Source organism: Hymenobacter oligotrophus (assembly GCF_003574965.1).
Taxonomy (GTDB): domain Bacteria; phylum Bacteroidota; class Bacteroidia; order Cytophagales; family Hymenobacteraceae; genus Solirubrum; species Solirubrum oligotrophum.
The window spans coordinates 3,884,634-3,901,494 of the sequence record NZ_CP032317.1 but is presented as its reverse complement, the minus strand read 5'-3'; the positions used below and the strand labels follow the sequence as shown (position 1 = coordinate 3,901,494).

Annotated in this window: 19 protein-coding genes; 9 read left to right on the top strand and 10 right to left on the bottom strand. The window is 59.7% G+C overall.

Features of this window, described 5'->3' with window-relative positions:
• The first annotated feature begins 19 nt into the window (after positions 1–19).
• The 4 genes from D3Y59_RS16840 to D3Y59_RS16825 all read left to right on the top strand — a co-directional run bounded on the left by D3Y59_RS16840 (position 20) and on the right by D3Y59_RS16825 (position 3,212).
• Entirely contained in the window at positions 20–958 is a 939-nt protein-coding gene (locus D3Y59_RS16840) for a ferritin-like domain-containing protein (RefSeq protein ID WP_119446098.1), read from the top strand.
• A gap of 192 nt (positions 959–1,150) precedes the next feature.
• A complete protein-coding gene (locus tag D3Y59_RS16835; protein ID WP_119446097.1) occupies positions 1,151–1,882 on the top strand; it encodes a ferritin-like domain-containing protein in 732 nt (243 codons plus the stop codon).
• Positions 1,883–1,903: 21 nt separating this feature from the next.
• A complete protein-coding gene (locus D3Y59_RS16830) occupies positions 1,904–2,785 on the top strand; it encodes a ferritin-like domain-containing protein (protein ID WP_162910862.1) in 882 nt (293 codons plus the stop codon).
• Between the two features lie 232 nt (positions 2,786–3,017).
• Complete coding sequence (locus D3Y59_RS16825) at positions 3,018–3,212, top strand: hypothetical protein (RefSeq protein ID WP_119446095.1); 195 nt, start codon at positions 3,018–3,020, stop codon at positions 3,210–3,212.
• Here the strand turns inward: D3Y59_RS16825 and queG are convergent.
• The 7 genes from queG to D3Y59_RS16790 form a co-directional block, all read right to left on the bottom strand.
• A complete protein-coding gene (gene queG, locus D3Y59_RS16820) occupies positions 3,204–4,187 on the bottom strand; it encodes a tRNA epoxyqueuosine(34) reductase QueG (RefSeq protein ID WP_119446094.1) in 984 nt (327 codons plus the stop codon). The genes D3Y59_RS16825 and queG overlap by 9 nt on opposite strands.
• 96 nt (positions 4,188–4,283) lie before the next feature.
• Complete coding sequence (locus D3Y59_RS16815) at positions 4,284–4,484, bottom strand: helix-turn-helix domain-containing protein (protein WP_119446093.1); 201 nt, start codon at positions 4,482–4,484, stop codon at positions 4,284–4,286.
• A 3-nt stretch (positions 4,485–4,487) separates the two neighbouring features.
• A complete protein-coding gene (locus D3Y59_RS16810) occupies positions 4,488–5,015 on the bottom strand; it encodes a DUF2975 domain-containing protein (RefSeq protein ID WP_119446092.1) in 528 nt (175 codons plus the stop codon).
• A 429-nt stretch (positions 5,016–5,444) separates the two neighbouring features.
• Entirely contained in the window at positions 5,445–6,005 is a 561-nt protein-coding gene (locus D3Y59_RS16805; protein ID WP_119446529.1) for a DUF4256 domain-containing protein, read from the bottom strand.
• Positions 6,006–6,087: 82 nt separating this feature from the next.
• Positions 6,088–6,570 (bottom strand): YdeI/OmpD-associated family protein, encoded by a 483-nt coding sequence (locus tag D3Y59_RS16800; RefSeq protein ID WP_205590848.1) that lies wholly within the window; start codon positions 6,568–6,570, stop codon positions 6,088–6,090.
• 67 nt (positions 6,571–6,637) lie between these two features.
• Positions 6,638–7,687: a Holliday junction branch migration DNA helicase RuvB gene (ruvB, locus tag D3Y59_RS16795; protein WP_119446090.1), complete on the bottom strand. Its 1,050-nt coding sequence runs from the start codon at positions 7,685–7,687 to the stop codon at positions 6,638–6,640.
• 373 nt (positions 7,688–8,060) lie between these two features.
• Positions 8,061–8,492 (bottom strand): hypothetical protein, encoded by a 432-nt coding sequence (locus D3Y59_RS16790; protein WP_119446089.1) that lies wholly within the window; start codon positions 8,490–8,492, stop codon positions 8,061–8,063.
• Positions 8,493–8,719: 227 nt separating this feature from the next.
• Between D3Y59_RS16790 and D3Y59_RS16785 the strand changes: the two genes are divergently transcribed.
• The gene (locus tag D3Y59_RS16785; RefSeq protein ID WP_119446088.1) at positions 8,720–9,874 is read left to right on the top strand and encodes an MFS transporter; all 1,155 of its coding nucleotides are present in this window, start codon (positions 8,720–8,722) and stop codon (positions 9,872–9,874) included.
• A 111-nt stretch (positions 9,875–9,985) separates the two neighbouring features.
• Here the strand turns inward: D3Y59_RS16785 and D3Y59_RS16780 are convergent, their stop codons facing one another.
• Positions 9,986–10,327: an HIRAN domain-containing protein gene (locus D3Y59_RS16780; protein WP_162910861.1), complete on the bottom strand. Its 342-nt coding sequence runs from the start codon at positions 10,325–10,327 to the stop codon at positions 9,986–9,988.
• A 140-nt stretch (positions 10,328–10,467) separates the two neighbouring features.
• Here D3Y59_RS16780 and D3Y59_RS16775 point away from each other — a divergent pair, with 140 nt between their 5' ends.
• Complete coding sequence (locus D3Y59_RS16775; protein WP_119446086.1) at positions 10,468–10,929, top strand: DUF4268 domain-containing protein; 462 nt, start codon at positions 10,468–10,470, stop codon at positions 10,927–10,929.
• Positions 10,930–10,948: 19 nt separating this feature from the next.
• On the opposite strand, the gene D3Y59_RS18395 is transcribed toward D3Y59_RS16775, so the two are convergent.
• A complete protein-coding gene (locus D3Y59_RS18395; protein WP_162910860.1) occupies positions 10,949–11,491 on the bottom strand; it encodes a hypothetical protein in 543 nt (180 codons plus the stop codon).
• A 179-nt stretch (positions 11,492–11,670) separates the two neighbouring features.
• Positions 11,671–12,903: an acyl-CoA dehydrogenase family protein gene (locus D3Y59_RS16765; RefSeq protein WP_240410411.1), complete on the bottom strand. Its 1,233-nt coding sequence runs from the start codon at positions 12,901–12,903 to the stop codon at positions 11,671–11,673.
• 228 nt (positions 12,904–13,131) lie between these two features.
• Between D3Y59_RS16765 and D3Y59_RS16760 the strand changes: the two genes are divergently transcribed.
• The 3 genes from D3Y59_RS16760 to D3Y59_RS16750 all read left to right on the top strand — a co-directional run bounded on the left by D3Y59_RS16760 (position 13,132) and on the right by D3Y59_RS16750 (position 16,781).
• Positions 13,132–14,865 carry an APC family permease gene (locus tag D3Y59_RS16760; RefSeq protein ID WP_119446084.1) on the top strand — a complete coding sequence of 578 codons (1,734 nt, stop codon included), beginning with the start codon at positions 13,132–13,134 and terminating at the stop codon, positions 14,863–14,865.
• Between the two features lie 70 nt (positions 14,866–14,935).
• Positions 14,936–16,015, top strand: coding sequence for a chorismate synthase (aroC, locus tag D3Y59_RS16755; protein WP_119446083.1), 1,080 nt, complete (start codon positions 14,936–14,938; stop codon positions 16,013–16,015).
• A gap of 142 nt (positions 16,016–16,157) precedes the next feature.
• Positions 16,158–16,781, top strand: coding sequence for a NifU family protein (locus D3Y59_RS16750; protein ID WP_119446082.1), 624 nt, complete (start codon positions 16,158–16,160; stop codon positions 16,779–16,781).
• The last annotated feature ends 80 nt before the right edge of the window (positions 16,782–16,861 follow it).

Here is a 16,861-nt window from a genome sequence, read left to right as displayed (position 1 = left end):
ATCTTAGCCTCTTCCGATCATGGATCTGTTTAAACTTATTTCCGAGATAGAAAAAGTAGACCCCGAAGTGTACGACCGGTTCGACTCGCGTCGGCGCGTGTTCAAGCACTTCGGCACCATGGGCAAAGCCGTAACGGCTGCTACCCTGCCGGCCCTGTTCAGCGGCTTGTTTACGCGCGCTTACGGCCAAACCGGCACTTTGCCCGCCGAAATTGCGGCCGTGCTAAACCTGGCTTTGCAGCTCGAGTACCTGGAGTTCTACTTCTATGATACAGGCCTGAAATCGGCCAACCTGATTCCGGCCGCCGAGCGCCCCGGCATCGAGAAAATTCGCAACGACGAGTCGGGTCACATCAAGGTGCTGCGCGGCGCCCTGGGTTCGCAGGCATTCAGCCAAACCGACCCGCCCGTTACTGCGTTCGACTACACCGGCGGCGGCCGTTTCCCGGATGTGTTCACCAACCAGGCCACGTACTTTGGGGTAGCCCAGGGCTTTGTTGACACCGGCGTGCGTGCCTACAAAGGCGGCGCCCCCGTGCTGATGCCCAACAAAGATTTGTTGGAAGCCGCTCTGAACATTCACTCGGTGGAGGCACGCCACTCGTCGCACATCCGCTCCATCCGGCGCGGCAGCCCCGGCGCCATGCCCGACATGAACAACCTTAACCAGAAACCGAAGAGCTGGATTTCGGGTACCGACAACGGCGGCTCGGCACCTCCCACCACCACCCCGATTTACGGCCCGGGCACTCCGGCCACCGGCGGCGCTACCGATATCTTCTTCCCGGCCGAAAGCAACATTACGCAGGCCGGTGTGAACATCCAGACCAACACCACCGGCGTGGCCATTACGGTGGCCGGCGCTTCCGAGTCGTTCGACGAGCCGCTCGACGCCAACACCGTGAAGAGCATTGCCCGCTTGTTCCGGGCTCCCGGTAACACGGTGCTGTTTGCCTAGGTGCCACCTAGCCAAAACAAGCCCAGGCGGCCCCTCGCACGAGGGGCCGCCTTTTTTTTGCGCCGCGCCTAGGTGCCGTGCAACGCTTTGGCGGCGGGGCGGCTCGGTACCGAAACGGCTGCTTCATTTCGGCCCGAACGGACTACCTTTGCTGTTCAGGCCGTTGCTGGCCGCTACGCATTTTTTCTACGCATGTCCGACGCACAGTCTGCTTTCCGTCCGCAACCGGAAGTACCGCCCCGCCGCACGTTTTTGCGCCAGGCCGGTGCCTTTACCGCCGCTTCGCTGCTGCTGGCGGCCTGCGGCGACGACGATGACCCCGAGCCCACCCCGGCCCCTACCTCCTTCGAGCTGCCCACCGGCGACGCGGGCTTGGTTTCGTACCTGTTTTTGCTGGAGCGCTTCTCGGCCGATTTCTACCAGCGCGTGCTGGCCACTCCGGCCCCTGACCTCAGCGCTGCCGATTTAGCCGTGCTGCGCGACATTTACCGCCACGAGCTGATGCACCGCGATTTGCTGGCCAGCGTCATCAAAGAAAACTCGTTGGTGAGTGACCTAGGGGTTAGCAGCTTGGTAGCCTTCGAGTTCAACTACGGCACCTTTGCCCTTACCAGCCGGCAGGGCGTGCTGGCGGCTGCCCGCACCATCGAAGACCTAGGCGCGGCCGCCTTGTGCGGCGCGGTGCAGCTGTTTTCTTCGGCGGTTTACATTCAGCTCGTGACTCGCCTTACGGCTACCGAAAGCCGCCACTCCGCTGCCGTGCGCGATTTGCTGCAGCCGGGCTCCTTTGCCGCTGCCGAGGTAGTGCCCAATACCGGCGCCGATGCCGGTTTCGGCCTGGCGCTGGCGCCGGCCGCGGTGCTCACCGAGCTCAGCAAGTACACCGCCTTGCCCATTACCGGCAACGGCTTACCCACCACCTAAGGCCGGCCTCCTCTCATGAATTTGCTTTCGCTTTTAAACCAACTGGCAACCGCCGACGCCTCGGAGCAGCCCACGGCCCGCCGCGGGGCGCTTACGCAGCTGGCCCGCACGGCCGCTGCCACCCTGCCACTGGCCCTAGGTGCCGTGGCGCAGCCAGCCATGGCGCAGCGCGCCGGCACCCAGCTCGACGCGTTGCTGCTCTTGCTGCAGGTGGAGTGGCTGCAAGATGAATTTTACAGCCGCGTGCTGGGCGATATTGCCGTTACGCCGCCCGTGTCGGCATCGTTGGTGCCGGCCGATATCCAGCCCGATCTTACGCTGATCCGGGCCCAGCAGCGCCAGCACATCGTTCGGTTCGAAGCCCTGATAGCCAACTCGGGCGGACAAATACCCGCGCGCCCCCGCTACGATTTCACGGGCAGCCGGGGCGGCACGCAAGCCGCGGCATTTGCCGATGTGTTTTCGAACACCGAAACCATGCTGGCCGTGGCGCAAACCCTCGAGGATTTGAGCGTGCGCGCTTACCTAGGGCAGCTTGCCGCACTCCTCAGCAACGATGCCCTCCTGGTGCTTGCCAACCGCGGCCTGGCCACTGAGGCCCGCCATGCGGCGCACTTGCGCCAGCTGCGCCGCCAACGCGGCGCCGCCGTAAAGCATTGGGTTAGCGGCACCGATAACGGCGGCCCCGTGCCCACTGCCACTGCCCCGGTATACGCTGGCGAAGACCGCGTACGCCAGCTCGTTACGGTTAGCCGCGAAATTGACCTAACCACGCTTACGCCGCTGCTGCCCATTACACCGGCCCTTACCGACGCCGAAAAACGCGCGGCCGCCACCGAGGCCCTCGACGAGCCGCTTACGGCCGCAGCCGTGCAGGCCGTGGTGGCGCTGTTTACCGCCTAGGTCGCTGCAAGCCTGAACGTTAATCCCCCGTTAAGACGAGCTTAACGGGGGATTATTTTTTGCCCTTGGCTAAACAATAGCCTTGCATTTTCATTTTTAAATATTGTACCTTTCTCCGTAGCGAAACGGTCGCTCTAAAGTTGCATCAGCCTTTTTTGTTGTTGAACGTATAGAGAGCCGCCGCTACACAGATGGCGTTTTTACCCCACCCAAAACACTATCACTTACTACAATGCTGGAATATGTAAAAACCATCCTACAAAAAGTCAGCTTCGATCGAATGCTGTTCGAAAAGGAACTTCGCAAGGCCCTGCGTACGCTCGTGCCCGACGAAGTAAGCCAACTTAAGGCGTGGTGTTACCAGCAGTTCTCCAAACTTTACCGCCGCGTGCTCAACCGGGTTTTCCGGCAGGTGCGCCTAGCTTAACTCGGGCTTGGTGGCGGGCGCGCCGAGTGCCGGCTCGCCCGCCACAAACCGAATGTTGCGCGTGAGGCCCTGGTAGCCGGTGCGCTTCACGGCCGAGTGCCGAAACAATGCCTGAAACACTTCCTGCGTGATTTCATGCCAGTGGCTCGGGCGCATCTCCTTTAGCTGCGGATGCGGCCGAAATTGCTCCTCCTGCGTGGCCCGCGAAAAGCGGTTCCAGGGGCACACATCCTGGCAGATATCACAGCCAAATATCCAATTGCCCAGCTGACCTTGTACGTCGGCGGGCAATTGTTCTTTTAGCTCGATGGTAAAGTAGCTGATGCACTTGCTGCCATCAACCACGTAGGGCTCGGTAATGGCCTGGGTGGGGCATGCATCGAGGCAGCGCGTGCAGGAGCCGCAATAGTCGCGAATGGGGCCGTCGTAGCTTAGCTCCACGTCCACAATCAGCTCGGCAATGAAATAAAACGAGCCGGCGCCAGGCGTAATCAGGTTCGAATTCTTGCCGACCCAGCCCAGGCCGCTTTTGCGGGCCCAAGCCTTATCGAGCACCGGCGCCGAATCGACGAACGCGCGGCCGCCCACCTCGCCGATGTGCGCTTGCATGTCCTGCAGAAGCGTTTTCAGCTTGTCTTTGATGACGTGGTGATAGTCGCGGCCGTAAGCATACTTACTCACCTTCAGCGTATCGTCGGGCTGCTGGTCTTCCTCGGCCGGGTAGTAATTCAGCAGCAGCGAAATCACCGACTTGGCACCGTCCACGAGCAGGCGCGGGTCGAGGCGCTTGTCGAAGTGGTTTTCCATCCAGCGCATTTGGCCCTGCATGCCTTTGGCGAGCCACTGCTCCAACCTAGGGGCTTCTTCCTCCAAAAACTCAGCCCGTGAAATACCGCAGGCCATAAAGCCCAGCTCCGCCGCCCGCCGTTTGATAAAGGCAGTGTGTTCGGCGCGGATAATGTCGGAGGCAAGCATGCGGGCAAAGATCGGGATAACGCCGCTGCCGAGGAGCTACTGGCTTAAGCGTTGCTTCCAACACTCAGCACGGGCCCGGCGTTCCTGCTGCTTGGTTCAGCGACACTCCAATAAATCGCCGGGTTGGCAGTCCAGCGCTTTGCACAGGGCTTCGAGCGTACTGAAGCGTACAGCTTTGGCTTTGCCCGTTTTCAGAATGGAAAGGTTAGCCAGCGTCAAGTCCACTTTCTCCGACAGTTCGCTTAACGAAATTTTGCGCTTGGCCATCATCACATCCAGGTTCACGATTATCGGCATTTGTTAAACCGTCAATGCGTTTTCGGCCTGAATGTCGGTGCCCTTCTGAAATACCTGCGCGATGATGAAGATGATGCCGGCCAGAAACAGGAACTCATCGCCCGACCAAGTTGGGATGTCAATCGACACGCTCTTCAGCAGCCATTTGGTGTAGTTGTTGGCCACTATAGCTACTACGCCGGCTGCCAAAGCGTTATGGCTGATTTTGGTTATCAGCGCAGCTATTTCCGAACTGAAAGGCGCCGCGAAGTCGATTTTTCGGAAAATCTGAATGACCAAGTAAGCCATGTATGCTTTTACCGCCAGGAAGTACACCATAAAGGATACCACACCCACGTAGTGCACCTCGGCGTAGTTTTTTAGCGCAGCCAAGTTCAACCCCATGTACAAGTTCTGCGCACCCACTGGGTTGATAAACTCGCTCACGAAAAATGAAATCAAAATGGATCCGGTCTGGACGCACAACCCAATAAGCAAGACCCAGAACACGACGTGCATAATGGTCAGAACAAGCGTTGACTTGGTTTTCATAAGGTGTTGTAGTAGAAAGGTGTTGGTTTGTTGAGCGCTGTTACTTACAGCAACAGCCTTCTTCTTGAACAACTTTCGATAAATTTTTATTGATAATCAATAAACAACAGATATATTTTTTGAGCCTTCATGGTTAGTAAGGGTCAATTGGGCTAAGTCGCCCTAAAGAAATTGCGGCCCGCTAACTGCTGCTTGCTGCCTGCATATGTGGAATAAGCAGCGGCTAAGCAGGCTTTGCGTTTACTTAAATACATAAACACCCGGCGTCAGCTTACGAGACCGACGTCGGGTGTTTATGGTAAAGAACATGTTCCGGCATGAGCGGCTCACCGGCCCATGTTGCCATGCAGAGGCTGCGCAATGGACGACCTAGGTGCGTGCAGGCGTGTTAGGTGCCTTCGCCCTATGCGGTGCTATGCACCTAGGGACTCACACCCTGAGCAGTCCGCGAAACCCTCTGGAGGAATAATACGACTGCGCTGTGTTGTGATACACGAAAACCCTGCCGTAGCGGTAATCGGCAAACAACGCCCCGCCAAGCTTTCGAACTTCGGCGGGCGTTTGCAACCAGCTCGAGGTTTTGGCATCGAACCGGCCGAGTTGCTGCAAGCTTCGGTATTGTTCTTCTGTCAGCAGCTCAATGCCCATCGCCGCTGCCATATCCTTGGCATTGCCTGCTGGCTTGTGCTCCTTTCGGGCCTCCAGCCCTTGGCGGTCGTAGCAACCACCACGGCGACCTAGGGGCGTTTCGGCCGCGCAGTCGCAGAACAAGTATTCGCCCGTTACGGCGTCAATTCCAATTACGTCGGGCTCGCCGCCGGTTCGTTCCATTTCCGATAGTGCCCAGATTTTCGACGGGTTGGCCTGAAGTCGGCCTTTTACCTCGTCCCAAGAATGGCCGGCATGGCGGTGCAAATTTTCGCGGAATCTGTTTTCCAGTACGCCAAGCAGTTGCTCCTGCTGGTCGGGGGCTATTTTGTTACTAACCATAGTGGCCGAGGTGTTCATTTGGACCGCTGAAACTAGCGCATTTGGCAAAGGCGGGCATGGGCAAAACCCAAAGCAATTGAAGTTAGGGCCGGTCGCGGCCGACGAAACGGTTTTTGCCCAACAGAAATCCGATGGCGCGCTCGATATTACGCAACAAGGCTTCCTCGCTTTTCAAACGCACCAGATAGCGCACCAGCTCGTTTTGCCGCGAGGCCGACAACCGCTCAAAAACCTGCTGGGCCTCGGGAGCTTCGGCCAAGGCCCGCTCAAGGGCGGGGCACGTCAGCACGGGCGGGCCTACCGGGTTGTAGTCGAGCGTAACGGCCAGTATTTCGCCAATGCGACGGGGCGAGTGAGCCAACATCGTCAGGTTGATGTACAAGCGCCATTCGCCGGCATAGCGCACCAACGTTTGCTCAAAGGGCTGGTTATTGATGGTTCCGTGCACCCGTATCGGCCCTTTGCTGCGCCCTGCTTTGGAAAACACGTCGGCCAACACATCGGCAGGCACTTGCACAAACGGGTTTACACCGATCAGCTCGAGAGTAGCGGGAAAAGCGTGCATATACAGCTAGCCTAACGCAAAAATGCACCGCCGTTGGGCGGTGCATTTTTGCACAATAAATCACAGGTTACTCTTGCGCGAACAAGTCGCCGGCTACGTTGCCACGCAAGTGCTGCGGCAGCGGGCGCCCTAGGTGGGTGTAGGCTTGCTCGGTGGCTTCGCGGCCGCGCGAGGTGCGTTTGATGTAGCCTTCCTGAATCAGGAACGGCTCGTACACTTCCTCGATGGTTTCGGCTTCTTCGCCGCAGGCCGTAGCAATGGTGGTAATGCCCACCGGGCCACCCTTAAACTTGTCGATGATGGTCGACAGAATGCGCTTGTCCATATCGTCGAGGCCTTGCGAGTCAACGTCGAGGGCGCCGAGGGCAAACTGGGCAATGTCGCGGGTGATGGTGCCGGTGCCTTTGATCTGGGCGAAGTCGCGGGTGCGGCGCAGCAGGTTGTTGGAGATACGGGGCGTACCGCGCGAGCGGCGGGCAATTTCGAAGGCCGCATCCTCGTGAATGGGCGTGCCTAGGATTTCGGCCGAGCGCTGCACGATGTCGGTGAGCAGCTTGGCGTCGTAATACTCCAGGCGCGACGAGATGCCGAAGCGGGCGCGCAGCGGCGCCGTGAGCATGCCCGAGCGCGTGGTAGCCCCGATGAGCGTGAACGGCGACAGCGAAATCTGCACGGAGCGGGCGTTGGGGCCCGAGTCGAGCATGATGTCGATGCGGTAGTCCTCCATGGCCGAGTACAGGTACTCCTCCACCACCGGGTTGAGGCGGTGAATCTCGTCGATGAAGAGCACGTCGTGCGGATCGAGGTTGGTGAGCAGGCCCGCCAGGTCGGAGGGCTTGTCGAGCACCGGGCCCGAGGTCATCTTGATGCCCGAGCCGAGCTCGTTGGCAATGATGTGCGACAACGTGGTTTTGCCGAGGCCGGGAGGCCCGTGCAGCAGAACGTGGTCGAGGGCGTCGCCGCGCTGCTTGGCGGCCGCCACAAACACTTTCAGGTTTTCCACCACCTTGGCCTGACCGGTAAAGTCGTCGAAGCTAAGGGGGCGCAAGGCCTTGTCAATTTCTTTATCGGTGGCGTCCATGTGGGAGTTGCCACCTGTCAGGTACGATTCGCGCATACGAAACGAAGGTAGTTCGGCGGTCGAAGTTTCAGAGCTAAGGTAACAGCAGGTAGCCCGAAAACGTCCCGCGTGCATAAGGTTTTTAGCAAATAAATAGCTGCCGCTCAATCATTGGCTAACAGTTTTAGCCAAGGCACGCCAGCAGGCCCCCGCCTCCAGGCAAAAGCCCGGTTCCGCATTGCAGAACCGGGCTTTTGCCTGGGCTTAGAGGTTATACTTTATACCGGCATGCGACGAAACTTTAGGTAATAGGCAGGTGCCTAGGCAGCAACAGGCTTGCCCAACCTAGGGCTTAGACAGGTTGCACGCTAGCTCACTGGTTGACTGATCAACACAAAGCAAAGCCTCGCGGCCAAACGGCGCGGCTAGGCTACACTTGTTCGCCGCTGCGCGAGCCTTTCTGGGCACTTTGGCCGCCGTCGTGCGAGTTGCCCTGCGAGCGGTGCGAGCTTTGGGCGCTGGGCGTGCGCAGGTGGCTTTGGTCGTCGGATTTGCGGCCGCCGCCCTGCGTCCCGCCTTGGTCGGCGTCGCGGCTGCGCGTGTTGGTGTCCTGCACCAGGCCGCCCGAGCCTAGGTTGTTGGCACCCGAGCCGGCCGCGGTTTTGGCAATGCCATCGGAGGTGCCATCGTCGGCAATGGTGTTAAAATCCTGCGTGGCGTCGCCGTCGTCGTTGGGGTTGCGGTCGTGGTGGCGCGGCGGGTTGTTGCGGTCGGGCTGGTAGCGGCTTTCGGGGGCGTTGCGGTAGTTCCCTTTATCTTCTTCGCGGCGCTCTTGGCGGCGCTCGTCTGCATTTTGCGACATAGTAGTAAGGTGCTTGGTTGAGATACGCTATACGACCGCCGCGCCCCGCTAGGTACTGACGAGCTGACGATTAGCCCCAACCGGCCCTAGGTAACCACGCCCTCAACGCCCACAGCAGCCCGGAATTTGCGTTACTTGAGCCCGCGGTTGTTGCGGCGCTTTTTTCGGGCCGAAGGGCAGCCGCGTTTTCGGAACCTCTCCCCGCTTCCCCCTATTCCGTTTACTGCATGCGCCGTGTGTTGCCGGTTATTGTGCTGGCTCAGTTTTGCTGCACCTCGCTTTGGTTTGCCGGCAACGCCGTTGCGCCCGACATAGCCCGGCAGTTTGGGCTAGCCGATAACTTCGTGGCCAACCTAACCAGCGCCGTGCAGTTGGGCTTTATCAGCGGCACGTTGGCGTTTGCCGTGCTGGCCATAGCCGACCGCTTTTCGCCTTCGCGGGTGTTTTTGGTGAGTGCCTTGTTGGCGGCCCTATGCAACCTAGGCGTGCTGGCAGCCGCCACCGAGGCGGTGCACCTGTTGGCCTTCCGGTTCCTAACGGGTTTTTTCCTAGCAGGCATTTACCCCGTGGGCATGAAAATAGCCTCCGACTACTACCAGGCCGGGTTAGGTAAATCGTTGGGCTTTCTGGTGGGGGCGCTGGTGCTGGGCACGGCTTTTCCGCATTTGCTCCGCAGCGCCACTACGCAGTTGCCCTGGCATTATGTGTTGGTAGCCACCTCCGGGCTGGCCGCGTTGGGCGGCATGGCTATGGCGGTGTTGGTGCCCGATGGGCCGCACCGCCAGGCCGGCCAGCGGCTGCGCTTTATGGCTATGCTGGAGGGGTTTCGGGTACCGCGCTTTCGGGCAGCGGCGTTTGGCTACTTCGGCCACATGTGGGAGCTGTACACCTTTTGGGCGTTTGTGCCAGCTATGCTCAGCACCTACAACCGCATGCACTTAGGGGCCGAGCTGCCCGTGCCGCTGCTCTCGTTTCTGATTATCGGCGGGGGCGCGCTGGCTTGCATGGGCGGCGGGCTGCTCTCGCAGGTGGTGCCGGGCCGCAACGTAGCCCTCGGTGCGCTGTCGCTGTCGGGCTTGTGCTGCCTGGCCTCGCCGCTGCTGCTGCGGGTGGGCTACGCGCCGGCGCTGGCGGCCTTTCTTTTCTTCTGGGGCCTAGTGGTGGTAGCCGATTCGCCGCTGTTCTCGACGCTGGTGGCGCAAAGCGCGCCCGAGGCCACGCGCGGCACGGCGCTTACCATCGTCAACTGCCTAGGTTTTGCAATCACGGTGGTCAGCATCCAGGTTACCAGTTGGCTGGTGGGCTACCTAGGGCCGCAAAATGTTTACCTGGTACTGGTCCTAGGTCCGGCCGCGGGCTTGCTGACGCAACGAAGCCGTTAGAGGCCGGTTGCCAGTTTCCGGTTGTCAGTGGTTAGGACGGAAACTGGCTAGCAGCTGGTAGCCGGTGGCGAATAACGGGCAACTATCAACTGACAACCGGCAATTGGCAACTTACTCATGCAGCAGCACCTCAATGTTGAGGTACAGCCAATCCTCTTCCCACGATTTGTAGGTAAGCTGTGCCGTAATGCGGCGGCCGGCATCGAGCAAACGCGCTACGGTTTCGTTGCGGCCTTCGGGCAGGTAGCCCAGCCACACGTCGCCGGCGTCGGGGTGGGTGCGCACCTGCACGGCCCAGTCGTCGTAGGGGCTGTCGGCTTCGCGGCGGAGCACCAACAGTTGGCCTTCGTGGAGTTGCGGCTCGTACTGCACCAGGTTTTCGCGGTGCGAGGTGCCGGCAACCAGGCATTCCAGAATAATCAGCGGCGCGGCAGAAGAAGTATTGGTGGGCATGTGGCGGAAGGCTAGCAGGTTGCAAAGTAATGCGGCGGCACGGTTCATCACACCGCTACGTTGCGCTCGGCATACGTATGTTTCTTTGCGCCGCTGCCGGGCTTGTGTGTTTTCCTAGGTGCTCGGCGCGCCCTCCGCTTATGTACAGCAAAACCGAAGCCGCTCAACTCCGCCAAGCTTTCTGGACCACCCTGGGCCAGTACATGCGCCCCGTTCTCTCTTCCGAAGGCCTGCCCGTAAACTGGATCAATTACAAAACCGGCCTCAAAAACGTGTTCTTCCGCATGCACGCCGATACGCGCCGCGCCAGCATTGGCATCGAAATAACCCACGCCGATGCCGGATTGCGCGAGCTGTACTTCGAGCAGTTTCGGGAGCTGCGCCTGATGCTGGAAGAAGCCCTAGGTGAGCCGTGGCTGTGGGAGCTGGAGGCCGCCGACGAGTACGGGCAGCCGCTCAGCCGCATTTACCAGGAGCTAACCGGCGTGAACATGTACAACCGCGAGCATTGGCCCGAGCTGATTTCGTTTTTCAAACCCAGGCTGGTGGCGTTGGACGAGTTCTGGAGCACGGCGCAGTACGCGTTTGATGAGCTGCGGTGAGAATGGCTACCTCTGTTGCTTACTCTTCCCAGCTGCTGATTATTGCTTGACGCTTCCATACGCTTTTCACTCTTTGGTACACGACAGTCTCTCCGCCTCTGAATTGAATGGCTGAGGTAACAACAGCCCTGTTAAGATTTACCGAAAACAGAGGCACGGATATGCTCACTAGGTAATCACCATTGTTACGGCCGCTCAAGCGGGTGTTGGCTTTACTGATACCTAGCTCTTGCTTCCAAAGCAGAAACGAGTCGGTTTCGACAACGCTGACTGCTGGTTCGGTGATACCTGCCTGCTTAAACCTCCGTTGCCGATTGGCGCGCCATTGGAGACGCATAAAAGACGTATCTGCAGCAGAAAATGGCTGCTCTAACCTAGTCAGCTCAGATAATGATACATCAGGCCCATGCGCAGCTTCTGCTGTCCAGTAATAGTTCTTGTCCGGCACCACAAGCTGCGTAACCTCTTTAGGTTTGGGTAAGCCGAGTAGCGCCGCAGGTTGCTTGTCTGTTATTGGCCGGATTTCGGTTCTGATTATGTAATTCACCAAGCTGTAGATCATAGAATCAGGCACAGAGGTTACTTGGGGTTCCAGCCTACCTCTAGTTTCGTTTGAATTCGGTGACGAACAACTGACCAAAAACGCCCAACCGCACATTGCACAAAATTGTAGCTTATACATAGCATGAAAAACGGCCGTTCTTCTGCAAGAACGGCCGTTTTTGTTACTGAATGATCAGCTTACTTAAACGCCTGAATGCCCGTGATATCGGCGCCCGTGATGAGCAGGTGAATATCGTGGGTGCCTTCGTAGGTAATTACCGACTCCAGGTTCATCATGTGGCGCATGATGGGGTACTCGCCGGTAATGCCCATGCCGCCGTGGATTTGGCGCGCCTCGCGGGCAATGTGCAAGGCCATGTCAACGGAGTTGCGCTTGGCCATTGAAATCTGGGCCGAGGTGGCTTTGCCTTCGTTTTTTAGCATACCTAGGCGCCAGGCCATCAGCTGGGCTTTGGTGATTTCGGTAATCATTTCGGCCAGCTTTTTCTGCTGCAGCTGGTATGCGGCAATCGGCTTGCCGAACTGCTCGCGCTGCAGCGAGTACTTCAGGGCCGACTCGTAGCAGTCGATGGCCGCACCAATGGCACCCCAGGCAATACCAAAGCGGGCCGAATCGAGACACGACAGCGGACCTTTCAGGCCATCAACATTGGGCAGCAGGTTTTCCTTGGGCACGCGCACGTTGTCGAACACCAGCTCGCCGGTGCACGAAGCGCGCAGGCTCCATTTGTTGTGGATTTCGGGGGTGGTGAAACCCTCCATGCCGCGCTCCACGATGAGGCCCTTGATGCGGCCCTCCTCGTTTTTGGCCCACACCACGGCTACCTGGCACTCGGGCGAGTTGCTGATCCACAGCTTGGCGCCGTTGAGCAGGTAGTAGTCGCCCATGTCCTTGATGTTGGTGGTCATGCCACCGGGGTTCGAGCCGTGGTCGGGTTCCGTCAGGCCGAAGCAGCCCAGCCACTCGCCCGAGGCCAGCTTGGGCAGGTACTTGCGGCGCTGCTCCTCGGAGCCGTACTGGTAAATGGGAAACATCACCAGCGAGCCTTGCACCGAGGCGGTGGAGCGCATGCCCGAGTCGCCGCGCTCAATTTCCTGCATAATCAGGCCGTAGCTGATGTAGTCGAGGCCGCCGCCGCCGTACTCCGTGGGAACGGTGGGGCCGAACGCGCCTACCTCGCCAAACTTGCGCACGATTTCGGAGGGGAAGTGCCCGTCCTGCGCCCACTTCTCGATGTTGGGCGAAATCTCGCGCTTCACGAAGTCGCGGATGGTTTGGCGGATGAGCTTGTGCTCGTCGGTGAGCAGCCCGTCGATGTCGTAGTAATCGGTGAAACCGGCGGCGTTCAGGGAGCCTTTGTTTTGCTGTACCTGCGCTTTCGGGGAGAGTACGTCGGCTTGGGAGGACATATGCGAAAACGGATTGGGTGGGAAGCTCAAAGATAAAGATTTCGGGGTGTGCCCAACGGCTTGGCCTTGCGCGGCTTGCCCCGTAGCTACAACAGCTGGCCCCGGCGGCAGTTCCGCCAAGCGGCACCTAGGGTTTGTTGATCTTGGCGGGCCGGTTTTGCGTACGGCACGTAATCTTACCCGCCGCATGCCCAGGCAGGCCTGCGGGTTGCCGCAACGTTATCAACCATGAGCCACAAAAAACTCACCGAACTCGAGGCCACCGCCATTTGCGGAAACGACATTTCCTCGTCGTGCCTGTACGTATCGGGCCTAGCCATTACCTACGCCGGGCAATACGCCTGGCTGGCGCTGCTGATTGTGGGCGCGGTACTGTTTTTGTTCCGCAAAATTTACGGCGAAGTGGTGGGCGCGCTGCCCCTGAACGGCGGCGCCTACAACGTGCTGCTAAATACCACCAGCAAAAACAACGCAGCCTTGGCCGCGGCCCTTACGATCCTGTCGTACATGGCCACGGCGGTAATTTCGGCCTCCGAGGCCATGCACTACCTGCACACGCTGTGGCACGGGCTGCCGGTGCTGCCGGCCACCATGGGCTTGCTGGGCTTGTTTCTGGTGCTCACGCTGCTGGGCATGTCGGAGTCGGCCAAGGTAGCCGTGGTCATTTTTCTGGTACACTTGGCCTCGCTCACGTTGCTGTGCGGGGTGGCCATCTGGTACGTGGCCACGCACGGCACCGACACGCTCTCGCTCAACTTTCAGGCGCCGGTAAAGGGCGGCATCGCAACGGCCCTGTTCTACGGCTTCAGCGCAGCCATGCTGGGTATTTCGGGCTTCGAAAGCTCGGCCAACTTTGTGGAAGAGCAGGCGCCCGGCGTGTTCCAAAAAACGTTGCGCAACATGTGGGTGGTGGTGAGCTTTTTTAACCCGCTGCTGGCCTTTTTGCTCGTGGCCGTGCTGCCGCTGGTGCAAGTAGGCGAGCATACCGCCACCATCCTGGCGCACCTAGGGCAGGTAGCCGGTGGCAAATGGCTTGCCGCCCTAATTTCCATCGATGCCGTAGCTGTGCTCAGCGGGGCCGTGCTTACCTCGTTTGTGGGCGTAGGGGGGCTCATGAAGCGCATGGCCCTGGACCGTATCTGGCCGCAGTCATTTTTAAAGGAAAACCGCCGCGGCAGCAACTACATCATTCTGATTGCCTTTTTTCTGCTGTGCGTCAGCATTTTGCTGATTACGCGCGGAGAACTAGGCCCGCTGGCCGGCGTGTACACCATTTCGTTTCTGGCGGTAATGGCCTTTTTCGCCATTGGCAACTTCCTGCTTAAAAACAAACGGGCGCGGCTGCCCCGCCCCGTGTACGCCTCGGTGCTTACCGTTACGCTGGCCTTGATGGGCGTGCTGCTGGGCCTGTACGGCAACGTAAAGCTGCACCCCGAGTATTTGGTAGTGTTTCTGCAGTACTTCATCCCCACTATGGTGCTGGTGGTGATTATGCTGGAGCGGGTGGCTATTCTCAAGCTCGTGCTGCACGCCGTACGCAACTACTCCAAAAAGCACGGCACGTTTTTGGGCCTCAAGCCGCAGCGCATCCGCCAGATGCTGCACGCGCTCAACCAGCAGGAGTTTGTGTTTTTCACGAAGGGCGATAATGTTTCGAACCTCAACAAGGTGATGATTTACGTGGTGGAAAACGAATTCACCAACCGGCTTAAAATCGTGACGTTGGTGGAGGGAGACGAGCAAGTATCGCAGCAGCTGCTGAACGACGTGCGGGTGCTCGACCGCGCGTACACCGAAATCGTGGTTGACTTTGTAATCCGGCAAGGCCACTTCGGCCCGCAGCTAATCGACGAGCTGTCGGCGGAATGGGGCATTCCCAAAAACTTCATGTTCATCGGCTCGCCCGGCGACCGTTTTCCGTACCAGATTTCGGAGCTGGGCGGCGTGCGCCTGATTATCTGACGGGGGCGCCCTAGGTGCCCACGTCTGCAGCGGCGCGGCAGAGCCACGGCCTGCACTACCTTTGCGGGCTATGAGCAACTCTTTTGGCACCCTGTTCCGCATCAGCACCTTCGGCGAATCGCACGGCCCCGGCATCGGGGTGGTAATCGATGGCTGTCCGGCGGGGCTGGCGGTAAACGTTGCCGACATTCAGGCAGCGCTGGACCGGCGGCGGCCCGGCCAATCGGAGCTGACGACGCCGCGCTCCGAGGCCGACCAAGTGGAGGTGCTGTCGGGCTTGTTTGAGGGGCAAACCACCGGCACGCCCATTGGCTTGTTTATCCGCAACGCCGACCAGCGCAGCCACGATTACTCGCACATTCAGAACGCCTACCGGCCTTCGCACGCCGATTATACCTACGATCAGAAGTACGGCCACCGCGACTACCGCGGCGGCGGCCGCTCGTCGGCGCGCGAAACGGCAGCCCGCGTGGCGGCCGGCGCCGTGGCCATGCAGCTGCTGCAGCACCACGGCATTCGGGTACGCAGCTACGTATCGCAGGTAGGTGCCGTGGCTGTGCCGGTTGGCTACGAGCAGCTCGACCTAGGGCTGATCGACTCGAACCTGGTGCGCTGCCCCCACCCCGAAACCGCCGAGCGCATGGCCGAGCTTATCCGCCAAACCCGCGACCGGCACGACACTGTGGGCGGTATCGTTACGGGCGTGGCCACGGGCGTGCCGGCTGGCTTGGGCGAACCGGTGTTCGATAAGCTGCACGCCGAGCTGGGCAAAGCCATGCTGAGCATCAACGCCGTAAAGGCCTTCGAGTACGGCTCGGGCTTTGCGGGTACGTTATTGTTTGGCTCGGAGCATAACGACGCCTTTTATACCGACGAAGCCGGGCGGGTGCGCACCCGCACCAACCACTCGGGCGGCATCCAGGGCGGCATCAGCAACGGGCAGGATATCTACTTCCGGGTGGCGTTTAAGCCGGTGGCCACCATTCTGCAGCCGCAACAAACCATCAACAACCAAGGCGAGGCCGTTGAGCTGGCCGGCCGCGGCCGCCACGACCCGTGCGTGTTGCCCCGCGCCGTGCCCATTGTGGATGCCATGACAGCGTTGGTGCTGGCCGACATGCTGTTGCGCGCCCGCGCCAGCCGCGTGTAGCCCCTAGGTACCGGTGCGGTTACCGGGCATCGGCAACTGCCGGTAAACCTCTACTTTTGCAACCGTAGGCAGCTCGTTGCGGTTATACACCATAAGCGCTACTGCGCGGCCTTCCCCTCGTACCAAGAAGCACTGTATCACCATGAATACTACTGCCCCCGCCGGCTCGGTGTCGATTTACGCCGAAGCCTCGCCCAACCCCGAGTCGATGAAATTTGTGCTCAACTCGCAGCTTGTGCGCGAGGGTGTGAGCGTTGACTACCCCGATGCCGAAGCCGCGGCCTACTCGCCGCTGGCCCAGGAGTTGTTTAAGTTCGATTACGTGGGCCGCGTGTTCATCGCTGCTAATTTCGTAACCGTAACCAAAACCACCGAGCACACCTGGACGCAGCTGATTCCGGAACTGCGCACCTTCCTGAAGTCCTACGTGGAGGCCGGTGGCCCCATTTTCACCGTCGACCCGGCCGAAGAGCAGCGCGCGGCCCAAGTGGCTGCCGGCGCCGAGGGCTCGGCCGAAGACCAGGCTACGTCCCAAAAAATCATCGACCTGCTCGATAACTACGTGCGCCCCGCCGTGGAGCAAGACGGTGGCAACATCACCTTCAAGAGCTACAACGACGGCATCGTGACGGTGAACCTGCAAGGCTCGTGCTCGGGCTGCCCCTCGGCTACCGTTACCCTGAAATCGGGCATCGAGAACCTTCTGAAGCGCATGGTGCCCGAGGTGAAAGAAGTAGTAGCCGAAGGCGTAACCGGCGGCTTCTAAAACCTACTGCTTCGGCTGACTGGATGGAAAACAAAACGGCCCGGGGCAGATGCTCCGGGCCGTTCTGTTTTCCATCCAGT